Source organism: Roseinatronobacter sp., from assembly GCF_051859525.1.
Taxonomy (GTDB): Bacteria; Pseudomonadota; Alphaproteobacteria; order Rhodobacterales; family Rhodobacteraceae; genus Roseinatronobacter.
Window position 1 is genome coordinate 46,315 of the sequence record NZ_JBHYFM010000006.1, and the last position, 18,237, is coordinate 64,551.

At 60.4% G+C, this 18,237-nt stretch carries 17 protein-coding genes; 7 read left to right on the forward strand and 10 right to left on the reverse strand.

Going from position 1 to position 18,237, the window contains the following annotated elements; all coding sequences use genetic code 11:
- Positions 1-89 precede the first annotated feature (89 nt).
- The 10 genes from ACTIE1_RS07355 to lepB all read right to left on the reverse strand — a co-directional run bounded on the left by ACTIE1_RS07355 (position 90) and on the right by lepB (position 9,387).
- On the reverse strand, positions 90-1,355 hold the full coding sequence (locus ACTIE1_RS07355) for an amylo-alpha-1,6-glucosidase (protein ID WP_439560572.1): 1,266 nt from the start codon (positions 1,353-1,355) through the stop codon (positions 90-92).
- Positions 1,352-2,389, reverse strand: coding sequence for an ABC transporter ATP-binding protein (locus ACTIE1_RS07360; protein ID WP_439560573.1), 1,038 nt, complete (start codon positions 2,387-2,389; stop codon positions 1,352-1,354). The genes ACTIE1_RS07355 and ACTIE1_RS07360 overlap by 4 nt, the downstream gene beginning before the upstream one ends.
- An 11-nt stretch (positions 2,390-2,400) precedes the next feature.
- Entirely contained in the window at positions 2,401-3,252 is an 852-nt protein-coding gene (locus ACTIE1_RS07365) for a carbohydrate ABC transporter permease (protein ID WP_439560574.1), read from the reverse strand.
- Positions 3,249-4,091 carry a carbohydrate ABC transporter permease gene (locus tag ACTIE1_RS07370; protein ID WP_439560575.1) on the reverse strand — a complete coding sequence of 281 codons (843 nt, stop codon included), beginning with the start codon at positions 4,089-4,091 and terminating at the stop codon, positions 3,249-3,251. The genes ACTIE1_RS07365 and ACTIE1_RS07370 overlap by 4 nt, the downstream gene beginning before the upstream one ends.
- A gap of 122 nt (positions 4,092-4,213) precedes the next feature.
- A complete protein-coding gene (locus ACTIE1_RS07375; protein WP_439560576.1) occupies positions 4,214-5,473 on the reverse strand; it encodes an ABC transporter substrate-binding protein in 1,260 nt (419 codons plus the stop codon).
- Positions 5,474-5,509: 36 nt separating this feature from the next.
- The gene (locus tag ACTIE1_RS07380) at positions 5,510-6,550 is read right to left on the reverse strand and encodes a LacI family DNA-binding transcriptional regulator (protein ID WP_439563321.1); all 1,041 of its coding nucleotides are present in this window, start codon (positions 6,548-6,550) and stop codon (positions 5,510-5,512) included.
- A gap of 92 nt (positions 6,551-6,642) precedes the next feature.
- Positions 6,643-6,969, reverse strand: coding sequence for a DUF1491 family protein (locus ACTIE1_RS07385; RefSeq protein ID WP_439560578.1), 327 nt, complete (start codon positions 6,967-6,969; stop codon positions 6,643-6,645).
- Positions 6,966-7,919 carry a GTPase Era gene (gene era, locus ACTIE1_RS07390; RefSeq protein WP_439560579.1) on the reverse strand — a complete coding sequence of 318 codons (954 nt, stop codon included), beginning with the start codon at positions 7,917-7,919 and terminating at the stop codon, positions 6,966-6,968. Before era ends, ACTIE1_RS07385 begins: the two co-directional genes overlap by 4 nt.
- Complete coding sequence (rnc, locus tag ACTIE1_RS07395; protein ID WP_439560580.1) at positions 7,916-8,602, reverse strand: ribonuclease III; 687 nt, start codon at positions 8,600-8,602, stop codon at positions 7,916-7,918. Before rnc ends, era begins: the two co-directional genes overlap by 4 nt.
- On the reverse strand, positions 8,599-9,387 hold the full coding sequence (gene lepB, locus ACTIE1_RS07400) for a signal peptidase I (RefSeq protein WP_439560581.1): 789 nt from the start codon (positions 9,385-9,387) through the stop codon (positions 8,599-8,601). The genes rnc and lepB overlap by 4 nt, the downstream gene beginning before the upstream one ends.
- A gap of 322 nt (positions 9,388-9,709) precedes the next feature.
- Between lepB and ACTIE1_RS07405 the strand changes: the two genes are divergently transcribed.
- The 7 genes from ACTIE1_RS07405 to ACTIE1_RS07435 all read left to right on the forward strand — a co-directional run bounded on the left by ACTIE1_RS07405 (position 9,710) and on the right by ACTIE1_RS07435 (position 18,072).
- Positions 9,710-11,275 (forward strand): 2-isopropylmalate synthase, encoded by a 1,566-nt coding sequence (locus ACTIE1_RS07405; protein ID WP_439560582.1) that lies wholly within the window; start codon positions 9,710-9,712, stop codon positions 11,273-11,275.
- Between the two features lie 213 nt (positions 11,276-11,488).
- Positions 11,489-12,526: a rod shape-determining protein gene (locus ACTIE1_RS07410; protein ID WP_439560583.1), complete on the forward strand. Its 1,038-nt coding sequence runs from the start codon at positions 11,489-11,491 to the stop codon at positions 12,524-12,526.
- A gap of 25 nt (positions 12,527-12,551) precedes the next feature.
- Positions 12,552-13,487 (forward strand): rod shape-determining protein MreC, encoded by a 936-nt coding sequence (mreC, locus tag ACTIE1_RS07415; RefSeq protein ID WP_439560584.1) that lies wholly within the window; start codon positions 12,552-12,554, stop codon positions 13,485-13,487.
- Entirely contained in the window at positions 13,480-14,064 is a 585-nt protein-coding gene (locus ACTIE1_RS07420; protein WP_439560585.1) for a rod shape-determining protein MreD, read from the forward strand. The genes mreC and ACTIE1_RS07420 overlap by 8 nt, the downstream gene beginning before the upstream one ends.
- Positions 14,061-15,998 (forward strand): penicillin-binding protein 2, encoded by a 1,938-nt coding sequence (mrdA, locus tag ACTIE1_RS07425; RefSeq protein WP_439560586.1) that lies wholly within the window; start codon positions 14,061-14,063, stop codon positions 15,996-15,998. The genes ACTIE1_RS07420 and mrdA overlap by 4 nt, the downstream gene beginning before the upstream one ends.
- On the forward strand, positions 15,995-17,143 hold the full coding sequence (gene rodA, locus ACTIE1_RS07430) for a rod shape-determining protein RodA (protein ID WP_439560587.1): 1,149 nt from the start codon (positions 15,995-15,997) through the stop codon (positions 17,141-17,143). Before mrdA ends, rodA begins: the two co-directional genes overlap by 4 nt.
- Positions 17,140-18,072, forward strand: coding sequence for a 2-hydroxyacid dehydrogenase (locus ACTIE1_RS07435; RefSeq protein ID WP_439560588.1), 933 nt, complete (start codon positions 17,140-17,142; stop codon positions 18,070-18,072). The genes rodA and ACTIE1_RS07435 overlap by 4 nt, the downstream gene beginning before the upstream one ends.
- Positions 18,073-18,237: the final 165 nt, after the last annotated feature.

The following is an 18,237-nucleotide window of genomic DNA, read 5'->3' on the forward strand; positions in this document are numbered from 1 at the left end:
GGACACGTTATGGAACCCGGCCAGCAATGGCCGGGTTTTTCATTGCTTTACAGTCCAGACATTATTTTGCAGCGCGCAACAGACATCACCTAGGCCGTTTCGCGCGCCAGAAATTCCAGCACCATGGCAGCGGTCCATGTGAATTGCCCGCCGCCAAGCGCCTCTCCGGTGATCGGGTCATAATATTCGGCAAAGCCGCCCTTATGTATCAGTTCCAGACTATCCGCAGAAATACGGGCGGCCGCATCCTGCTGGCCTGCCCGTGCAAGTCCGTCGGCAATCATGTAGTTCACCACCAGCCAGACAGGACCGCGCCAATAGCGTTTTGCATCAAATCGCGGGTCATGGGGCGGATGGCTGGCAACACTATAGCGGGTCTCATGATTGCGTATCGTCGCGGCAATACTTGCCGCACGTTCACGCGGAATGTCGCAGAATGCCGCCAGTATCCCGCCAACGGACGCGCTGTCGATCAGCTTGCCGGTTATTCGGTCCTTGCACAGATACTGGCCATGGCGCGGCGACCACAGGCTTTCCATCGCGGACAGGCCGCGCTGCGCGAAATGCCGGTTTTCGGCCGCGATCTGTTCCTCGCCCAGAAAACCGGCCAGATCAGCCAGATCCGAACACGCCCGTATCAGGATTGCATTGAAACCGGGATCAACCACCTGAAAAGGTGACGCATCATGCAGTTTCGATGTGTCCCATTCCAATGCGCGAAAATGCTCAACAAGCCAAAGATAGCGGTCATACTGGTCCTTGGTGGGGCGGTGCGACGGGTCGGCATGCAGGGTGTCGCGCCGCGTATAGGGGGTGATCCCGTCGGTTGGCACCTGATCGAACGGCGCGTCCCAGTCCACGGAATTGTCGCGCCCTGCCTCCCACGGGTGCAAAATGGCAACCAGCCCTTCGCCCTGCGGGTCGCGGGTGGCATAGAACCAGCGGTGCCATGCGGCCACCTTTGGCAACAGCGCACGCAAGCGGGTCATGGCATGGGCAGGGTCTTGTGCGCGATCAAACAGCCGTTTCAGCGCAAACCCTGCAACCGCAGGCTGCGTGATGCCGGATGTCGGCACAGGCCGGTTCGTGCCCCACACGGTCGGGCCGGGGAAATACCCGTCATCCATCTGGTGAAAAATGATATGCGGGACCATCCCGCAAGGCCATTGATGCGCAAACAGGGTCTCGATCTCGGTCCATGCGCGCGCTTCGTCAAAATGGCGCTGGCCAAGGGCCGTCAGGCAGCTGTCCCAGTTCCACTGGAACGGATACAGCCCCTTGGTGGGCACCGTGTACTGCCCCCTGTCGTTGATTTTCAGAATATCGATTGCAGCATTGCGCAGCGCGTCGGTCATGCGATGGCCTTTTGTGTTTCAGGGTCAAACCAGCGGATACGGTCGGGAACGGGCGCAAGGGTGATCACCTCGCCCGGGGTAATGTGGCGGTCACTTTCCAGCACGGCGCGAAACGGCTGGCCCGCCACCTGCGCGGTCACAAGCGTATGCGGCCCAAGGGGCTCGACAACGCGCACTTCTGCGCTCAGGCCCGTGTCGGACGGGTGCAGGTCTTCGGGGCGAATGGCGAATTCGGCAGCAGCCCCTTGCGGCCCCGCGAAACTTTGGCCTGCCACTTGCCAGCGCCCTGCCCCGTCTGGTGTTGCAGGCAGGAAATTCATCGGCGGGTTGCCAATGAAACTGCCCACGAACCGCGCGGCGGGGTTGCGGTATACTTCGGTCGGGCGGTCGGCCTGCACAATATAGCCGCCATTCATCACGCTGATGCGGTCGGCCAGCGACATCGCTTCGACCTGATCATGGGTGACATAGATGGTGGTCGTTTTCGATTCCGCCAGAACGCCCTTCAACTCGGCGCGCATTTCCAACCGCAGCAGCGCATCCAGATTGGACAGCGGTTCATCCATCAAAATAACATCAGGTTCCATCGCAAGCGCGCGCGCCACGGCCACACGCTGGCGCTGCCCGCCCGACAATTCGCCGGAATAGCGCTTCAACAACTGCTCGATATGCATCAATTCGGCCGTGCGGCGCACACGGCGGTCCACCTCGGATGACGCGACCTTGGCCATGCGCAACCCGAAGGCAATGTTTTCAAACACTGTCAGATGCGGGAACACTGCATAATTCTGGAACACCATCGAAATGCCGCGCGCGCGCGGTGGCAGGTGGTCCACCCGCCGCCCCCCGATCCAGACCTCGCCCTGACTTGGTGTCTCCAGCCCTGCGATGATACGCAAAAGCGTGGTCTTGCCACAGCCCGACGCGCCCAACAGCACCATGAATTCCTGATCGGCAATGGTCAGGTCCACCGAATGCAGCGCGGTGAAGGCTCCGAAATCCTTCGCAACACCCTTGATGACAATCTCGGCCATCGGCCCTCCTTTCAACGATTGGCGATGCCCCACATCGCGAACAGATATTTTCGCACCGCAAAGATGAAGATCAGCGCAGGCATGACCAGCGCCGCACCGCCCGCAAATTTCAGCGGCAAGGGCGACACATTCAGCGATTGCAACAGGAACGCCGTCAGCGTGCGGTTCTCTATGGTCAGCACAGCCGCCGCAAACACCTCGTTCCACGAAATGACAAAAGCGAAAACCGCACTCGCCATAATGCCCGGCAGCGCCAGCGGCAGCACAACCTTGATAAAGGCCTGCACCCTGTTGCAGCCCAATGTCCACGCAGCCTCCTCCAACTCCACCGGAATGCCGGAAAACAGCGAAAAGGTGATCAGCACCGCAAAAGGCAGCGCCAGCATCGCATGCACCAGCGCCAGCCCCAGAACCGTGTCATCCAGACCCGTGCGAATGAACATCACCGCCAAGGGCAGCGCCAGCAGCGGCAGCGGAAACGCGCGCGTCATGATGACCAGAACGCGGAAAAATTCCTTGCCCGGAAACTCGAACCGCGACAGCGCATAGCCCGCTGGCGCCCCCATCGCGATTGACAGCACCATCGTCAATACGGCCACCTTGACCGAATTCCACAGCGCCTGCGTGACGCCCTGGAATTGCAAGAAGAACTGCACGGATGCCAGATCGAAACTTGGCCAAAGCCGTTTTGGAAACCCTGTCACCTCGGACGGGGCCGACAGCGCATTGACGAACAAAAACCAGATGGGCACCAACACCCATAACACCAGCAGCGCAATGCCCGCATGAAACAGGAACCGGCCTGCGCGCCGTGCCTCAAGCTGCGGGGCGGGGTGTGTGGCGGTGGGGGGCGTTTCAGTCATATCCGCGCTCCTTTAGGGACATGCAACAGCCGCAGCACGACCAGCGAGAATGCCACCGACAGCCCCAGAATGACCATCGCATAAGCGGCGGCAACACCGCGATCCTGCAACTGGAACTGCCACTGGAACGTCTCGCCCATCAGCACCGGCAGCGTGGTGCCCCCCAGCGCCATAACAACCGCAAACACCTCGAATGCCATAAGAATGCGCAGGATCAGCGCGGTTTGCAGGCTGGGCCGCAACAGCGGCAGCGTGACGCGTGTGAACCGCTGCCAGCGGCTGGCCCCGAACACTTCGGCGGCCTCGCTATACTCTTTGGGGATCAGCCCCATGCCCGCGACAATGATCACCATCATGATCGCCGTTGCGCGCCAGATCTCGGCCAGAACGACGGCCAGAAAGATGACCCACATACTCTGATAGCCTAGGTACAGGGTCGGGCGGTCTATGATGCCAAACGCATGCAGTATCGAATTCAGAAACCCCGATTGCTCGAATATCGCCAGCCAGATCAACCCCGCCGCCAGATCGGAAATTCCCAGCGGAATCGCAAAAATATACAACAACCCCGACCGCCCCGTTTTCAGCTTCTGCACCACAGATGCCATGGTCAGCGCCATGACCAGTTGCACCGGCACCACAATCGCGGTCAGCCAGATCGTGTTCCAGAACGCTGGCGCGAATTTCCAATGGCTTGTCATGCGGGTGAAATTCTCGGTGCTCCATTCTCCACCGCGGGTCAGGCTTTCGACAACCACCAGACCAAACGGATAGAAAAAGAACACCAGCAAAAACACCGATGCAGGCAGCAGCAACAGATAGGGCAAGGCTCGTGGCATTACCGGCTCCTTGTTCGGCAGGCGGTCCATTCCGCCCCTATGATTTCATCTTGCCAGAAATACTCGCGGGGGAACCCGGTCCCCGACAGGGACCGGGTGGGGGCGGCAGCCCCGATAATGCCCTAGTTCACCGGGCAAGGCCCCTCGGATGCCGCATCAGGTGCCCAGCAGGGCGCGCCCGCTTCCGTCAGAATACGCCGCAGCGCATCGCCCTGATCATCCAGAACGGCGCGGACGGGTTGGCCTGCCAGAACGATACGTTCAAACGTGTCATTATAAATCTGGTTGAACTGGCCACCCAGTTCCCCAAGGCCCACTGGCAACAACGCAGGCAGGGCGTCATCTGCGCCCGACATGGCCGAAATCGCAGCCCCTGCCGCCTGAACCGAAGCGGGCATGTCATCGGGGAAATCCACATCGATTACAGGAAAGAAATTGGTCGCACGCAAGGTTGCGATCTGGGTTTCAGGGGCCAGCATGTAATCGATCAAGGCTGTCGCTGCGTCCATGTCAGGGGCAGTGACAGGCACCGCGATACCCGCCAGAACCGGCATGAATCCCCGCCCCGCCGGACCGGCGGGCGCAGGAAAGGCCACGAAATCATCCGGTTGCTGGTTGAACGCATCTGCCAGCCGCGCGGTGTGGTCAAACACCAGCCATGCATCGCCGGAAATCAGCTGTTCCTGCATGAAGCTGTAATTGGTGGATGCAGGGTTTGTGTGTTCCCATAGTTCCAGAAAGGCCGTCCACGCCTGTTCCGCCGCATCTGATCGGAATTCGGTCACCATGGACCCTGTATAGGATGGCAGCAGATACCCTTGAAAGAAGCGGTGCTTCAACCCTTGTGGTCCTGCGGGGAACCCGAAGCGCGGCTCGCCCGTGGCTTCATGCATATTGGCAGCCCATGCAATCAGCTCGTCATAGCTTAGCGCCATCAGGTCGGCGCCTTCAGGCAGATATTCCAGCGCGTTGGTATGTGCGGCCATGACATAGGTGGCCTGCATCCAGGGAATATATTTCTGTTCGGTCGTGCCAAGCGTGCCCAGTTCCATGAATCCCGGCGCAACAGCGCTGGCATCCACCCCCGACAGATCCGACAGGTTATCCGACAGCGGCGTGAAATCACCATGCAGCGCGCCCAGCACCCCGATACTGCCGCTGCCTGCCCCAAGTTCGGCCTGAATACGCGTCAGCCATGGGCCGGGATCGGCGGGCTGGAAGGACACACCCCCGTCAAAGCCCGACAAGACCTGCTCGCGCATGGCTTGGGTTTCTTCGATGGGTGTGGCCTGACTGGACCAGAACAAGGTCTCGGCGATGGCATTTGTGGAAATTAAAGCGCTTGCAGTCGCAAGTAAGGTAAGTTTCAGTCTGGACTTCATGGTCTTTCCTCCCGGTTTTGGTCTTTGGTTGCGCGGTCAGGCCGCGGTGACGGGTGCAATCCCGTGTGTGCCCCGCAAAACAAGTTGCGGGCGCAGCAGGCGTTGCTGGTGCGGCGCATCGGGCGCGTTGATCCGCATCAGCAGCATTTCGGCAAGTTGGGTGGCACTCTCGGCGATGCAGGCGTCGAATGTCGTCAGACCCGGCGCGACATGTGCTGCGGCGGGAATATTGTCAAACCCGATGATCGACAGGTCATCAGGCACGCTTAGCCCTTGTTTCTGTGCCTCGGCCATCAATTCCAATGCCAACCCGTCGGCGATGGCCAGTACCGCAGTCGGGCGGTCGTCACCGGACAGAATGCCCGCAATGGCGCGTGCGCGCGTGTCCATGTCGTAGCGCGAACATGACACATGCCGCAATGTCAGTTCGGGGTCGCCATTGGCAGCATAGGCCTTGCGCAAACCGGCCTCGCGCATTTGCCGGAAGGTCAGCGGATCATCGATGCTTAACAAACCAAACCGGCGGTGGCCTGCCTGATACAGCAGATCAAACGCCTCCATGAAGGCCGTTTCGCCGTCCGTATCCAGCCAGCTATAGCCCGTTTCATCCTGCGCCAGCCGGCCATGCGCCACAAACGGCACACCATGATCCTGCAACAATGCGATCCGGTTGTCTGCGCATTCAATGCGGCTGACAACCATGCCATCCACCCGCCCTGATGTTATCAGGCTTTCCAGATGGCGTTGTTCGGACCCGTCACGCGGCACGGCAGACAGCAGCAGTTCGACACCCTTTGCGCCAAATCCTTCGGTCAGGGCGCTGACAAATTCGCCAAGAAACGGATCGGCAAGGCCACGTCCGCGCATGGGCAACAGAAACCCTGCAAATCCGGTGCGGCCGGATGCCAACGCCTGCGCCGTGCGGTTCGGGACATAGCCCAATTCCTGCGCAGCTTTCGCCACACGCTCGCGGGTTTTCAGCGCGATTTGTTCATGCTGCGCAAGGGCACGTGACACAGTCGCAGGCGACAGGCCCAAATGGCGCGCAAGATCTGACAATGTGCGTGTTCTGGTCACCGCCCCCTCCATTAGCGCCACGTTTAAAGCGCATTAAATAAAATTGCAAGCGCTTTAAATTTTGCAGATGCAGCATTTTTTCCGCTATTACCTTACTCCATTTCATCAAGCAGGATACGTCCGCGCGCATCCTCGACCTCGATCACCCACAGGTCGGGGTCAAAACTGCGCTGGCGGGCTATGGCCCCATCAACCACGGCTTCCGGCCCTTCAACCAGCACCTGCCAGATACGCGCCCCGCTGTTCAGGTCAAACCCGCGCTGATATGCGCGCGCAGTGCCGTCCATCAATGCCAGCTTCACCAGCACCGCGCCTGCGGTATCGTCCCCGCGCGCGATGACATAGGCCGGTATCCCGTCTATCTGCAAGCGGCGCAGATAAGCCGACACCCAGATGCCGGATGCCAGCCGCGCACTCATGCGTTTCCGTCGCGGAAATCCAGCCCCATTTCGGAATAGCGCGCCGCTTCTTCCAGCCAGTTTTCGCGCACTTTGACTTGCAGGAACAAATGCACGGGACGGCCCAGAAATTCCGCGATCTCGGCGCGGGCGGCTTGTGAAATGGATTTGATGGTCTCGCCCTTGTTGCCCAGAACAATCCCTTTATGCCCGTCACGGATAACATAGATGATCTGGTCAATCCGGACCGAGCCGTCCTTGCGTTCGGTCCACATCTCGGTCTCGACCGTCAGTTGATAGGGCAGTTCTTCGTGCAGGCGCAAAGTCAGTTTCTCGCGCGTCATTTCAGCGGCGATCATGCGCAGCGGCAAATCCGCGATCTGGTCCTCGGGGTACAACCACGGGCCTTCGGGCAGGGTTTCGGCCAGCCAGTGGCGCAGATCCTCCACCCCATGCCCGCGCTCGGCGGAGATCATGAAGGTTTTGGCAAAGGGATAGGCCGCGTTCAGCTTCTCGGACAGCGCAAGCAGCGCTTCGGCCTTGACGCGGTCAATCTTGTTGATGGCAAGCGCCACAGTCTGCTTGGGCGAGATATGCTCGCTCAGCGCATCAAGAATGGCCTGTGTGCCATCAGTCACACCGCGATGCGCTTCAACCAGCAGCACGACGATATCGGCGTCGGCCGCCCCGCCCCATGCGGCGGCAACCATGGCGCGGTCCAGCCTGCGGCGGGGCCGAAACAGGCCGGGCGTATCGACGAACACCAGTTGCGCCGCCCCTTCCATGGCCACACCGCGGATGCGCGCGCGGGTGGTCTGGACCTTATGGGTGACAATGCTGACCTTCGCGCCCACCATCCGGTTGGTCAGCGTGGATTTGCCGGCATTGGGTTCGCCGATCAGGGCGACAAACCCCGCGCGGGTTGGTCCTGTATGGGTCGGCGTGGTGTCCGTTTCGGGGGTATCGGTCATGTCTGGCCCTCCAGCCGGTCAAGAAGCAGTCGCGCGGCCTTTTGTTCTGCCTGCCGTTTGGAACCGGCGCTGGCTTGCGCGACAGACCCGTCTGACAGTTGCACTTCTATGGTGAATACGGGTGCATGCGGGGGGCCGCTGCGGTCGCGTTCAACATAGGCAGGCGGTGTCTGCCCGCGTGCCTGCGCCCATTCCTGCAATGCGGTTTTCGGATCGCGCGCATCATCCTTGACGCTGGCGATGCGTGCCCCCCACAGCCGCAGGATCATATCGCGCGCGGCATCGAAACCGGCGTCATTATAGACCGCTGCGATCACGGCCTCCATGGCATCGGCCAGCAACGCATCCTTGCGCCGCCCGCCCGACAGCATTTCAGACCGCCCCAGTTTCAGGACATCGCCCAGATCAACGCTGCGCGCAATATCGGCACAGGCTTCCTTGCGCACCAGCGCGTTGAACCTTGGCGCAAGCTGGCCTTCGCTGGCCGCTTCGTCCGCGCGCAGCAACGCTTCGGCCATCACAAGGCCCAGCACCCTGTCACCTAGGAATTCCAGCCTTTGGTTGTCAGGCCGTGACGGTGACGAAATGGACGGATGCGTCAGGGCGCGGCGCAGCAGTTCAGGATTCGTGAATTCATGCCCTATGCGGACAGAAAATGCCTGTAATTCCCGCGACAGCGTCACTGCAACCTCGCAAAGAAGCGGTCACTGCGCCATGTCCACACGAAGAACAGCGAACGCCCTTCGGCAGAGAACACCACATGGCGCGCACGCCCGATCAGGTGGTCGAACGGCACCATGCCGACGCCGCCCACACTGCGCGGCATGCGGCTGTCCAGTGAATTGTCGCGGTTGTCACCCATGAAGAAGAAATGCCCTTCCGGCACAGTGAATACCGGCGTGTTATCAGCCGCCCCCCCGTCCGAGATATTCAGAACCGGATAGCTGACGCCATTTGGCAATGTCTCAATGGCGCGCGGTTTCAGGCATTGCCCCCCCTGCCCCACGGGCGCATTCGCACAACGCGGGAACTGGCCCGCACCGCCCTGACGCTCATAGGTTTCGGCGAAATCGCCATCAGGTTCTTGCGGCACGGCTTCGTCGTTCAGATACAGAATTCCGTCGCGCATCTGGACACGGTCACCCGGCATACCGATCAGCCGCTTGATATAGTCTGCCCCTGTGCCGGGGTGGCGGAACACGACAATATCGCCGCGTTCGGGATCATTTGCGAACAGGCGCCCGGTGATCGGGCAGGCCCCGAACGGGCAGGAATAGCGCGAATAGCCATAGGCCATTTTATTGACGAACAGGAAATCCCCGATCAGCAGCGTTTCCTTCATGGACCCGGACGGAATCCAGAAGGGCTGGAAAAACAATGTGCGAAACAACCCCGCAATCACCAAGGCATAGATGATTGTCTTTATGTTTTCCCAAAGGCCGTCTTTCTTGCCGTCACTTGCTGCCATGCGCCCAATCCGCTTGTTTGTCATTCACCTGATATGTTGCAGGCTTCATGGGCGGGGGCGGGCATGAAGTCAAGCTGTTGGGCAAACGGCCCTACGCGAAAGTGACGCCAGTTTCGGGGTTTTCAACCGATGGCATCGCGCGTATAACAGCGCCATGTCACTGAACACGCATATCGCGGCTTTGCCGGTGCTGCCCTTGCAAACGGGCCTGCTTCTTCTTAGGAGCCTCTGAGCGTGTCCTGAACGGGCGCGCCGCTCAGAGGTTGCAAGCGCCCGGAAAACGCATCAGACAGAACATCTCTCCGGTTACAGGACTATACAGATGACACAAGCCGCCCCCAAACAGGACCATGTCCTGATTTTCGACACAACATTGCGCGATGGTGAACAATCCCCCGGCGCCACCATGAGTCATGCGGAAAAGCTGGAAATCGCGGCCCTTCTGGATGAAATGGGCGTCGATATTATCGAAGCGGGCTTTCCCATCGCATCCGAAGGGGATTTTCAGGCCGTCAGCGAGATCGCGAAGAATTCGCGCAATTCTGTCATCTGCGGCCTGTCCCGCGCCAATTTCAACGATATTGACCGCTGCTGGGAGGCCGTGAAACACGCAGCCCGCCCCCGCATTCACACATTCATCGGCACATCGCCCCTGCACCGCGACATTACGGCGCTGGATCAGGATGCAATGGTCGCGCGCATCCATGATACAGTCAGCCATGCGCGCAACCTGTGCGACGATGTGCAATGGTCCCCCATGGACGCCACCCGCACCGAGCATGACTATCTGTGCCGGGTTGTGGAAACTGCCATCAAGGCAGGGGCCACGACGATCAACATTCCCGACACAGTGGGCTATACCTATCCGCGCGAAAGTGCCGAGCTGATTGCCATGTTGCTGGAACGCGTGCCCGGTGCGGATGAAATCATCTTTGCGACGCATTGCCACAACGACCTTGGCATGGCGACGGCCAATTCACTGGCGGCCGTGGAAGCGGGCGCGCGCCAGATTGAATGCACGATCAACGGTCTGGGCGAACGCGCGGGCAACACCGCATTGGAGGAGGTGGTGATGGCGCTGCGCGTGCGCAATGACATCCTGCCCTATAACACCCGCATTGATACCACCAAGATCATGGGCATTTCGCGCATGGTCGCGGCAGTGTCGGGTTTTCCTGTGCAGTTCAACAAGGCCGTGGTCGGCAAGAATGCCTTTGCGCATGAATCTGGCATCCATCAGGATGGCATGCTGAAGAACAAGGAAACCTTTGAAATCATGCGCCCCGAAGATATCGGGCTGGCGGCAACCAATCTGGTGATGGGCAAGCATTCGGGCCGCGCGGCCCTGCGCGCGAAACTGTCGGAACTGGGCTATGAACTGGGCGACAACCAGTTGAAGGACGTGTTTGTGCGCTTCAAGGCGCTGGCCGACCGCAAGAAGGAAGTTTACGATGACGACCTGATCGCACTGATGGCCGAGGCCAGCCTGAATGACGAGGACGCTTATCTGCAAGTGCGCAAGCTGCGCGTGATCTGCGGCACCGAAGGCCCGCAGGAAGCCGAGTTGACGCTGTCCATTGGCGGGGTTGAGAAATTCATTGACGCCACAGGCGACGGGCCGGTTGATGCAACCTTCAATGCCGTCAGGATGCTGTATCCGCATGATGCGCGGCTGGAACTGTATCAGGTGCATGCCGTCACCGAAGGCACGGACGCGCAGGCCACAGTCAGTGTCCGTCTGGCACTGGACGGAATCGTGTTTTCCGGCCAGTCGTCGGATACCGATACGGTGGTGGCGTCCGCGAAAGCCTATGTCAACGCGCTGAACCGCATGGTGTTGCACAGCCATCGCGGAAATCTGTCCGCCTTGATGAGCAGCGCAAGCTGATCGCAGCCCGCCAAACCGGGGCGGATACAGGGGCAGGACCGTGCCCCCTTCCGCCCCGAAATCGCGGCTTTGTGCTGTGGCGGAAGCCAATTCCCGCTTATCTTGCGCCATCCCCCCCTTTACCGCGCGCCCTGCCCCGCCCTATAAGGGCCACATACTGCGACTGACCCCAATATCTGGGGCCGATTCCATGCGAAGGACGGAAATACCCATATGCCCCTGTTTCCCAGCCTGTTTACGTCAGATATGGCCATCGATCTTGGAACAGCCAATACGCTGGTCTATGTCAAGGGGCGGGGTATCATCCTGAATGAACCATCCGTGGTTGCATATCACACCAAGGACGGGCGCAAGGCGGTTCTGGCCGTGGGCGAGGATGCAAAACTGATGCTGGGCCGCACCCCCGGATCGATCGAGGCCATCCGCCCGATGCGTGACGGTGTGATCGCGGATTTCGACGTTGCCGAAGAAATGATCAAGCATTTCATCCGCAAGGTTCACCGCAACACTATGTTTTCAAAACCGAAAGTCATCGTATGCGTGCCCTATGGCGCAACCCCTGTTGAAAAACGCGCCATCCGTCAGTCCGTGCTGTCGGCCGGTGCACGCCGCGCGGGGCTGATTTCGGAACCCATCGCCGCAGCAATCGGCGCGGGCATGCCCATCACCGACCCCACTGGCAGCATGGTTGTCGATATCGGCGGCGGCACGACGGAGGTGGCTGTCCTGTCGCTGGGCGATATTGTCTATGCGCGTTCCGTGCGTGTGGGGGGCGACCGCATGGACGAGGCGATTGTCAGTTTCCTGCGCCGCAACCAGAACCTGTTGATCGGCGAGGCCACGGCAGAAAAAATCAAATGCACCATCGGCACCGCACGAATGCCGGATGACGGGCGCGGCCAGTCGATGATGATCCGCGGGCGCGATCTTCTGAACGGCGTGCCAAAGGAAATCGAGATAACACAGGCACAAGTCGCCGAGGCGTTGTCGGAAACTGTCACCACCATCTGCGAAGCGGTGATGATCGCGCTGGAAACAACCCCGCCCGATCTTGCCGCCGATATCGTTGACCGTGGCGTTATCCTGACGGGGGGCGGCGCGCTTCTGGGCGAACTGGATCTGGCCTTGCGCGAACAGACCGGCCTGTCAATCTCGGTCGCGGACGAGGCGCTGAACTGCGTGGCCATCGGCACAGGCAAGGCGCTGGAGTATGAGAAGCAACTGCGTCACGCCATCGATTACGAGAGCTGACGCCGCAACTGGCCGGGCTTGAATTTTGGCATCAGAACGTCAGACAGACCAAGATTATATCCGCCCTGTCAGGCGTATCCTGATCGGTGTGCTGGTGCTGTTCCTGTTTCTGGTTTTTGCCGTCTGGCGCATTGACAGCCCAAGGGTGGAACAGATGCGCACAGATCTGATTGACCGGATCGTGCCGTCCTTCAGCTGGGCCATGCGGCCGGTTACGCGGGTTGCCGGAATGCTGGAGAACGTGCAATCCTATGCGCGCATTGTCGAGCAAAATCAGGAATTGCGCCGCGAATTGCAGCAAATGCGCGCATGGCGCGAAGCGGCCTTGCAACTGGAACAGCGCAACGCGCAGCTTCTGGATCTCAATCAGGTGCGCATTGATCCGCAGCTTACGCATGTAACGGGTGTTGTCATGGCAGATGGCGGGTCGCCGTTCCGCCGGTCGGTCCTGTTGAATGTGGGGGCGCGTGACGGCGTTCAGGATGGTTGGGCGGTTATGGACGGTCTGGGACTGGCTGGCCGGATCGCGGGGGTCGGACAGCGCACAGCGCGGGTTGTGTTGCTGACCGATACCGCCAGTTCTGTGCCGGTGCTGATCCAGCCATCGGGCCAGCGCGCCATGCTGTCGGGTGACAATACGGCCTTTCCCTTGCTGGAATTTATTGAAGCCCCCGATGAATTGCGTCCCGGCGACCGCGTGATCAGTTCCGATGACGGGGGCGTCTTTCCTGCGGGGTTGTTGGTGGGCGAGGTTGTCCAGTCCCGCGACCGGCGTCTGCGGGTGCGGCTTGCCGCCGATTACGGGCGTCTGGAATTCCTGCGGGTCATGCGGGCGCGTCCGGTCGAAAGCATCATCGACACGGGCAGCCTGATCCTGCCGCCAGTTCCGCCGGTTCCCGAAATGTCACAGGATGTGATACTGCCACAGGGACCGAATATTGAAAGCCAGCCTGATGGCTGACCGCCGTCCGGCCCGAAAAGCCCTGTATGTGGCGTTGTTTCTGGGTCTTGCGGCGCTTGCAACCTTTCTTCGGTTGTTGCCAATGCAGGATTACGGGGCGGTTGCGACCGATCCGGGGTTAACCTTGTTTGGCATCCCGCCGCGTGACTGGCCCGCCCCAGATTTTCTGTTGTGCCTGACATTGGCATGGCTTGTCCGGCGGCCGGACCTGCTGCCTGCGCCTGTGATCGCGGGGTATTTCCTGTTCGAGGATCTGCTTTTGCTGCGTCCGCCGGGCCTGTGGGCCCTTGTTGTTTTGCTGGCAACAGAATTCCTGCGCACCCGAACGCCCTTGTTGCGCGGGTTCGGGTTCTGGCTGGAATATGCTATTGTAGTCTTGCTGATGCTGGCCATGTTTCTGGCAAATCGTGCCCTGCTCGCGATTGTGATGATGCCACAAGCCCCGCTTGACTTGAGCTTTGTGCAGTTTATCGGCACAGTTCTGGCGTATCCGCTGGTGGTTGCAGTCTCGCATTATGTGTTCAAGCTGCGCAAACCGGCAACGGGCGAAGTTGATGTTCTGGGACAGAAATTGTGAAACGCACGGATCGTGACAAGGAATTAAGCCAATCAACAATCACGCGCCGCGGGCTGGTCCTTGGCGGGGCACAGCTGGCGTTCTCCGGTGCATTGATTTGGCGGTTGCGCGATATGCAGCTGATGCAGTCCGAACAATATCATTTGCTGGCAGAAGAAAACCGTATCAATCTGCGTCTGCTGCCGCCAACGCGCGGCCTGATCTTTGACCGCAACGGCGTGTTGCTGGCAGGGAATGAACAGAATTACCGTGTGGTCATCAAACGCGATGATGCGGGCGACATCGATCTGGTTCTGGACCGGTTGTCCCAGCTTATTCCCCTGTCCGAGGATGATCTGGACCGCGCGCGCCGTGATTTGCTGCGCCACCGCCCCTTTGTGCCCGTGACCGTTGCCGAACGCCTGAGCTGGGAGGAGATCAGCCGCATTGCCGCGAACGCACCGGCCCTTCCCGGCGTTACCCCTGAAATGGGCCTGTCGCGCGCCTATCCGCTGCGCGAGGATATGGCCCATGTTGTGGGCTATGTCGGCCCCGTTTCCGACCGCGACCTTGAAGCGCTGGAAGCCCCTGATCCGGTGCTGATGATTCCGCGATTCCAGATCGGCAAAAGCGGCGTGGAACGCGCAATGGAAGACAGGCTGCGCGGCACTGCCGGTTCGCAGCGCGTGGAAGTGAATGCCGTTGGCCGTGTGATGCGCGAGCTGGACCGCGCCGAGGGCCAGCCAGGCGGCAATGTGCATATGACAATCGATGCGCAGCTACAGAATTATGCCTTGCAGCGCATGCAGGGCCAAAGTGGTGCCGCTGTCGTCATGGACACCGCAACGGGCGATATTCTGGCCCTTGCATCCGCGCCCAGTTTCGACGGCAACCTGTTTGTGCGCGGCATTTCCACCACCGATTTCAATGAACTTCTGGAAGATGAATACCGCCCGCTTCTGAACAAGACGGTTCAAGGCATGTATCCGCCCGGCTCGACCTTCAAGATGGTGACGGCGCTTGCCGCGCTGGAAGCGGGTGAAACAGACGGCGAGGAACGCGTGTTCTGCCCCGGCCATATGGATGTGTCGGGCAACCGGTTCCATTGCTGGCGGCGCGGCGGGCACGGGCGGGTGGGTCTTGTGTCCGCGCTGTCGGAAAGCTGCGATGTGTATTTCTATGAAATGTCGCAACGCTGTGGCATCGACCGTATCAACGCCATGTCCGAACGTCTGGGCCTTGGCATTCGCTATGATTTGCCGATCCCGTCAATGGCAGGCGGGCTGAACCCCACACGCGACTGGAAACGGCGTAACCGCAACGAGGAATGGCGCATTGGCGATACAGTCAACGCATCCATCGGGCAGGGGTTTGTCCTGTCCACACCGTTGCAACTGGCGGTAATGACCGCGCGGTTGGCCACCAACAAGGCCATTCTGCCCCGCTTGCTGCGCGACCCCATGGAACAGGCCGAGCCACAGGCGGCGTCGCTGGATCTGCGCCCCGAATGGCTGCGAATGATCCGCCGCGGCATGTATGACACGGTGAACCACGCGCGCGGGACCGCCTATTCGTCGCGTGTTGTGGCGGACGGGCAGGAAATGGCGGGCAAGACCGGCACAAGTCAGGTGTTTTCCATTACCCGCGCCGAACGGGATGCCGGCATCCGCCAGCAAAGCGACCTGCCCTGGAACCGGCGCAACCATGCGCTGTTTGTCAATTACGCCCCGGTCGAGGCCCCGCGCATTGCCGTGGCTGTCGTGATTGAGCATGGCGGCGGCGGTTCGTCAGCCGCCGCGCCAATCGGGCGCGACATTACACTTGCGGCGCTGAATGACGGCATTCCACCGCTATCGGCCTATCCTGCGCCACAACGCAACCGCATCCGCGCCGAACAGATCGAACTGGAAGAGCGCCTGCGCGACCCCCAGCTTTTGCGGATCAGCCGCGCATGAGTTATCTTGAATACAACACCAAGCGCATGCCATCGGGACTGGCAAAAGTGCTGTATGTCAACTGGCCGCTGGTGGTGTTGCTTGTTGCTGTGGCCTGCTACGGCTTTGTCATGCTGTATTCGGTGGCAGGCGGGGATGCGCGGCCATGGATGGACCCGCAGATGCGCCGTTTCGCGATTGGCCTTGTGGCGATGCTGGCCATCGGTTTTGTGCCATTGTGGTTCTGGCGGTCGATTGCGGGCGTCGCCTATGCGGTATCGATCCTGCTGCTGCTGGGGGTCGAGTTTTTTGGCACCATCGGCATGGGGGCAAAACGCTGGCTGGTTATCGGGCCATTGCGGTTGCAACCCTCGGAACTGGCCAAGATCACGACGATTCTGGCATTGGCCGCCTATTATGACTGGCTGAACATCAAGAAAACCTCGCATCCTGTCTGGGTTGTATTCGGCATTCTGATTGCCGCCGTTCCGGCATTTCTGGTGCTGCGCCAACCCGATCTGGGCACAGCCTTGTTGTTGACGGTCGGCGGGGGTGTGGTGATTTTTGCGGCAGGGGTTCATTGGGCCTATTTTGCAGCCTTGATTGGCAGCATGGCCGCGGGGGTTAGTGCCGTCATGGCATCGCGCGGCACGGATTGGCAAATCCTGAAGGATTACCAATACCGGCGCATCGACTCGTTTCTGGACCCGTCGCTTGATCCGTTGGGCGCAGGATATCACATCAACCAGTCGATGATCGCGCTGGGGTCAGGCGGCTGGTCGGGGCGCGGTTTCATGGAAGGGACGCAAGCGCGGCTGAACTTCCTGCCAGAGAAGCACACGGATTTCATTTTCACCACGCTGGCGGAAGAGTTCGGGTTTGTGGGCGCGGCATCGCTTCTGGTGCTGTATCTTATGATCATCGGGTTTTGCCTGCTGACCGCGTTCCGGACCACAAGCCGCTTTGGCGCATTGCTGGTGATCGGCGTTGTGGGCACATTCTTTTTGTATTTCTCGGTCAATATGGCGATGGTCATGGGCCTTGCACCTGTGGTGGGCGTGCCGTTGCCGCTGGTGTCCTATGGCGGCTCGGCCATGATTGTGTTGATGGTCGCGTTTGGTCTGGTCCAGTCCGCGCATATTCACAGGGCAAGGTTGCCATCATGACAGCAGTTGTTTTGTTTGCCGCTGGCCAGCAGATGTATGAAACCTACCGGACGCCGCTGATACAGGCGCTGGACAATCTGGCGCTGGACGCCCGCCTTGTGACTGACGCCCCGCCCGAGAGTGTGGATTACATCATCTATGCCCCTTCAAGCGAGCTGCAGGACTTCACCCCGTATACGCGCTGCAAGGCGGTTCTGAACCTGTGGGCCGGTGTTGAGAAGATCGTGGGCAACCCCACGCTGACCCAGCCGTTATGCCGTATGGTCGACCCGTCCCTGACGCAGGGCATGGTCGAATATGTCTGTGGACATGTGCTGCGCCATCACCTTGGTATGGATGCGCATATCCATGCCCGCCCGGGTGACTGGCACCCTGTCGAGCCGCCACTGGCGCAGGAACGCAAAGTGGCCATTCTGGGTCTGGGGGCCTTGGGGCAGGCCGTGGCGCAGGCGCTGTCAACCTTCGGTTTTGAATTGCATGGATGGGCGCGCAGTGCGAAATCCGTGCCCGGTGTGCGCTGCCACCACGGGCGCGCCGGATTGGAGGAATGCCTGTCACAAGCCCAGATTCTGGTGACCCTGCTGCCGCTGACAGCAGGCACCGAAAACCTGCTGGACGCGCAGGCATTGACGCTGCTGCCCAAGGGCGCGGCACTTGTCAATCCCGGTCGCGGGGGGCTGGTGGATGATGCGGCGCTGATTGCCGCACTGGATAGCGGGCATATCGGCCATGCGACGCTGGATGTGTTTCGCACCGAACCCCTGCCCGCAGACCACCCGTTCTGGGCGCATCCGCGTGTCACGGTAACGCCCCATATCGCCGCCACCACGCGCGCGCGCACCGCGTCGCATGTGATCGCGCAAAATATTGCGCGCGGGGAACAGGGGCTGCCGTTCCTGCATCTGGTTGATCGCAGTCGCGGCTACTAAACTGTGCCGCCTTTGGGTCGGCCTTTGCCCCGCACCGTGGGAGGCTCCGAAACGTCTGCAACGCACCAAACACCCGCAGCCCGTTTCCACCGCCATATAAACCGGTGAACCGCGCCTTGCATCCGGCCGCCGGTCGCGCCACAAACGGCATATCCTTGTCCTTCA

Bases quoted from the DNA above. Each gene is read 5' to 3' on its own strand.
- ACTIE1_RS07355 (WP_439560572.1), bottom strand. From the start codon at position 1,355: ATGACCGACGCGCTGCGCAATGCTGCAATCGATATTCTGAAAATCAAC.
- ACTIE1_RS07360 (WP_439560573.1), bottom strand. From the start codon at position 2,389: ATGGCCGAGATTGTCATCAAGGGTGTTGCGAAGGATTTCGGAGCCTTC.
- ACTIE1_RS07365 (WP_439560574.1), bottom strand. From the start codon at position 3,252: ATGACTGAAACGCCCCCCACCGCCACACACCCCGCCCCGCAGCTTGAG.
- ACTIE1_RS07370 (WP_439560575.1), bottom strand. From the start codon at position 4,091: ATGCCACGAGCCTTGCCCTATCTGTTGCTGCTGCCTGCATCGGTGTTT.
- ACTIE1_RS07375 (WP_439560576.1), bottom strand. From the start codon at position 5,473: ATGAAGTCCAGACTGAAACTTACCTTACTTGCGACTGCAAGCGCTTTA.
- ACTIE1_RS07385 (WP_439560578.1), bottom strand. From the start codon at position 6,969: ATGAGTGCGCGGCTGGCATCCGGCATCTGGGTGTCGGCTTATCTGCGC.
- era (WP_439560579.1), bottom strand. From the start codon at position 7,919: ATGACCGATACCCCCGAAACGGACACCACGCCGACCCATACAGGACCA.
- lepB (WP_439560581.1), bottom strand. From the start codon at position 9,387: ATGGCAGCAAGTGACGGCAAGAAAGACGGCCTTTGGGAAAACATAAAG.
- ACTIE1_RS07405 (WP_439560582.1), top strand. From the start codon at position 9,710: ATGACACAAGCCGCCCCCAAACAGGACCATGTCCTGATTTTCGACACA.
- ACTIE1_RS07410 (WP_439560583.1), top strand. From the start codon at position 11,489: ATGCCCCTGTTTCCCAGCCTGTTTACGTCAGATATGGCCATCGATCTT.
- ACTIE1_RS07420 (WP_439560585.1), top strand. From the start codon at position 13,480: ATGGCTGACCGCCGTCCGGCCCGAAAAGCCCTGTATGTGGCGTTGTTT.
- rodA (WP_439560587.1), top strand. From the start codon at position 15,995: ATGAGTTATCTTGAATACAACACCAAGCGCATGCCATCGGGACTGGCA.
- ACTIE1_RS07435 (WP_439560588.1), top strand. From the start codon at position 17,140: ATGACAGCAGTTGTTTTGTTTGCCGCTGGCCAGCAGATGTATGAAACC.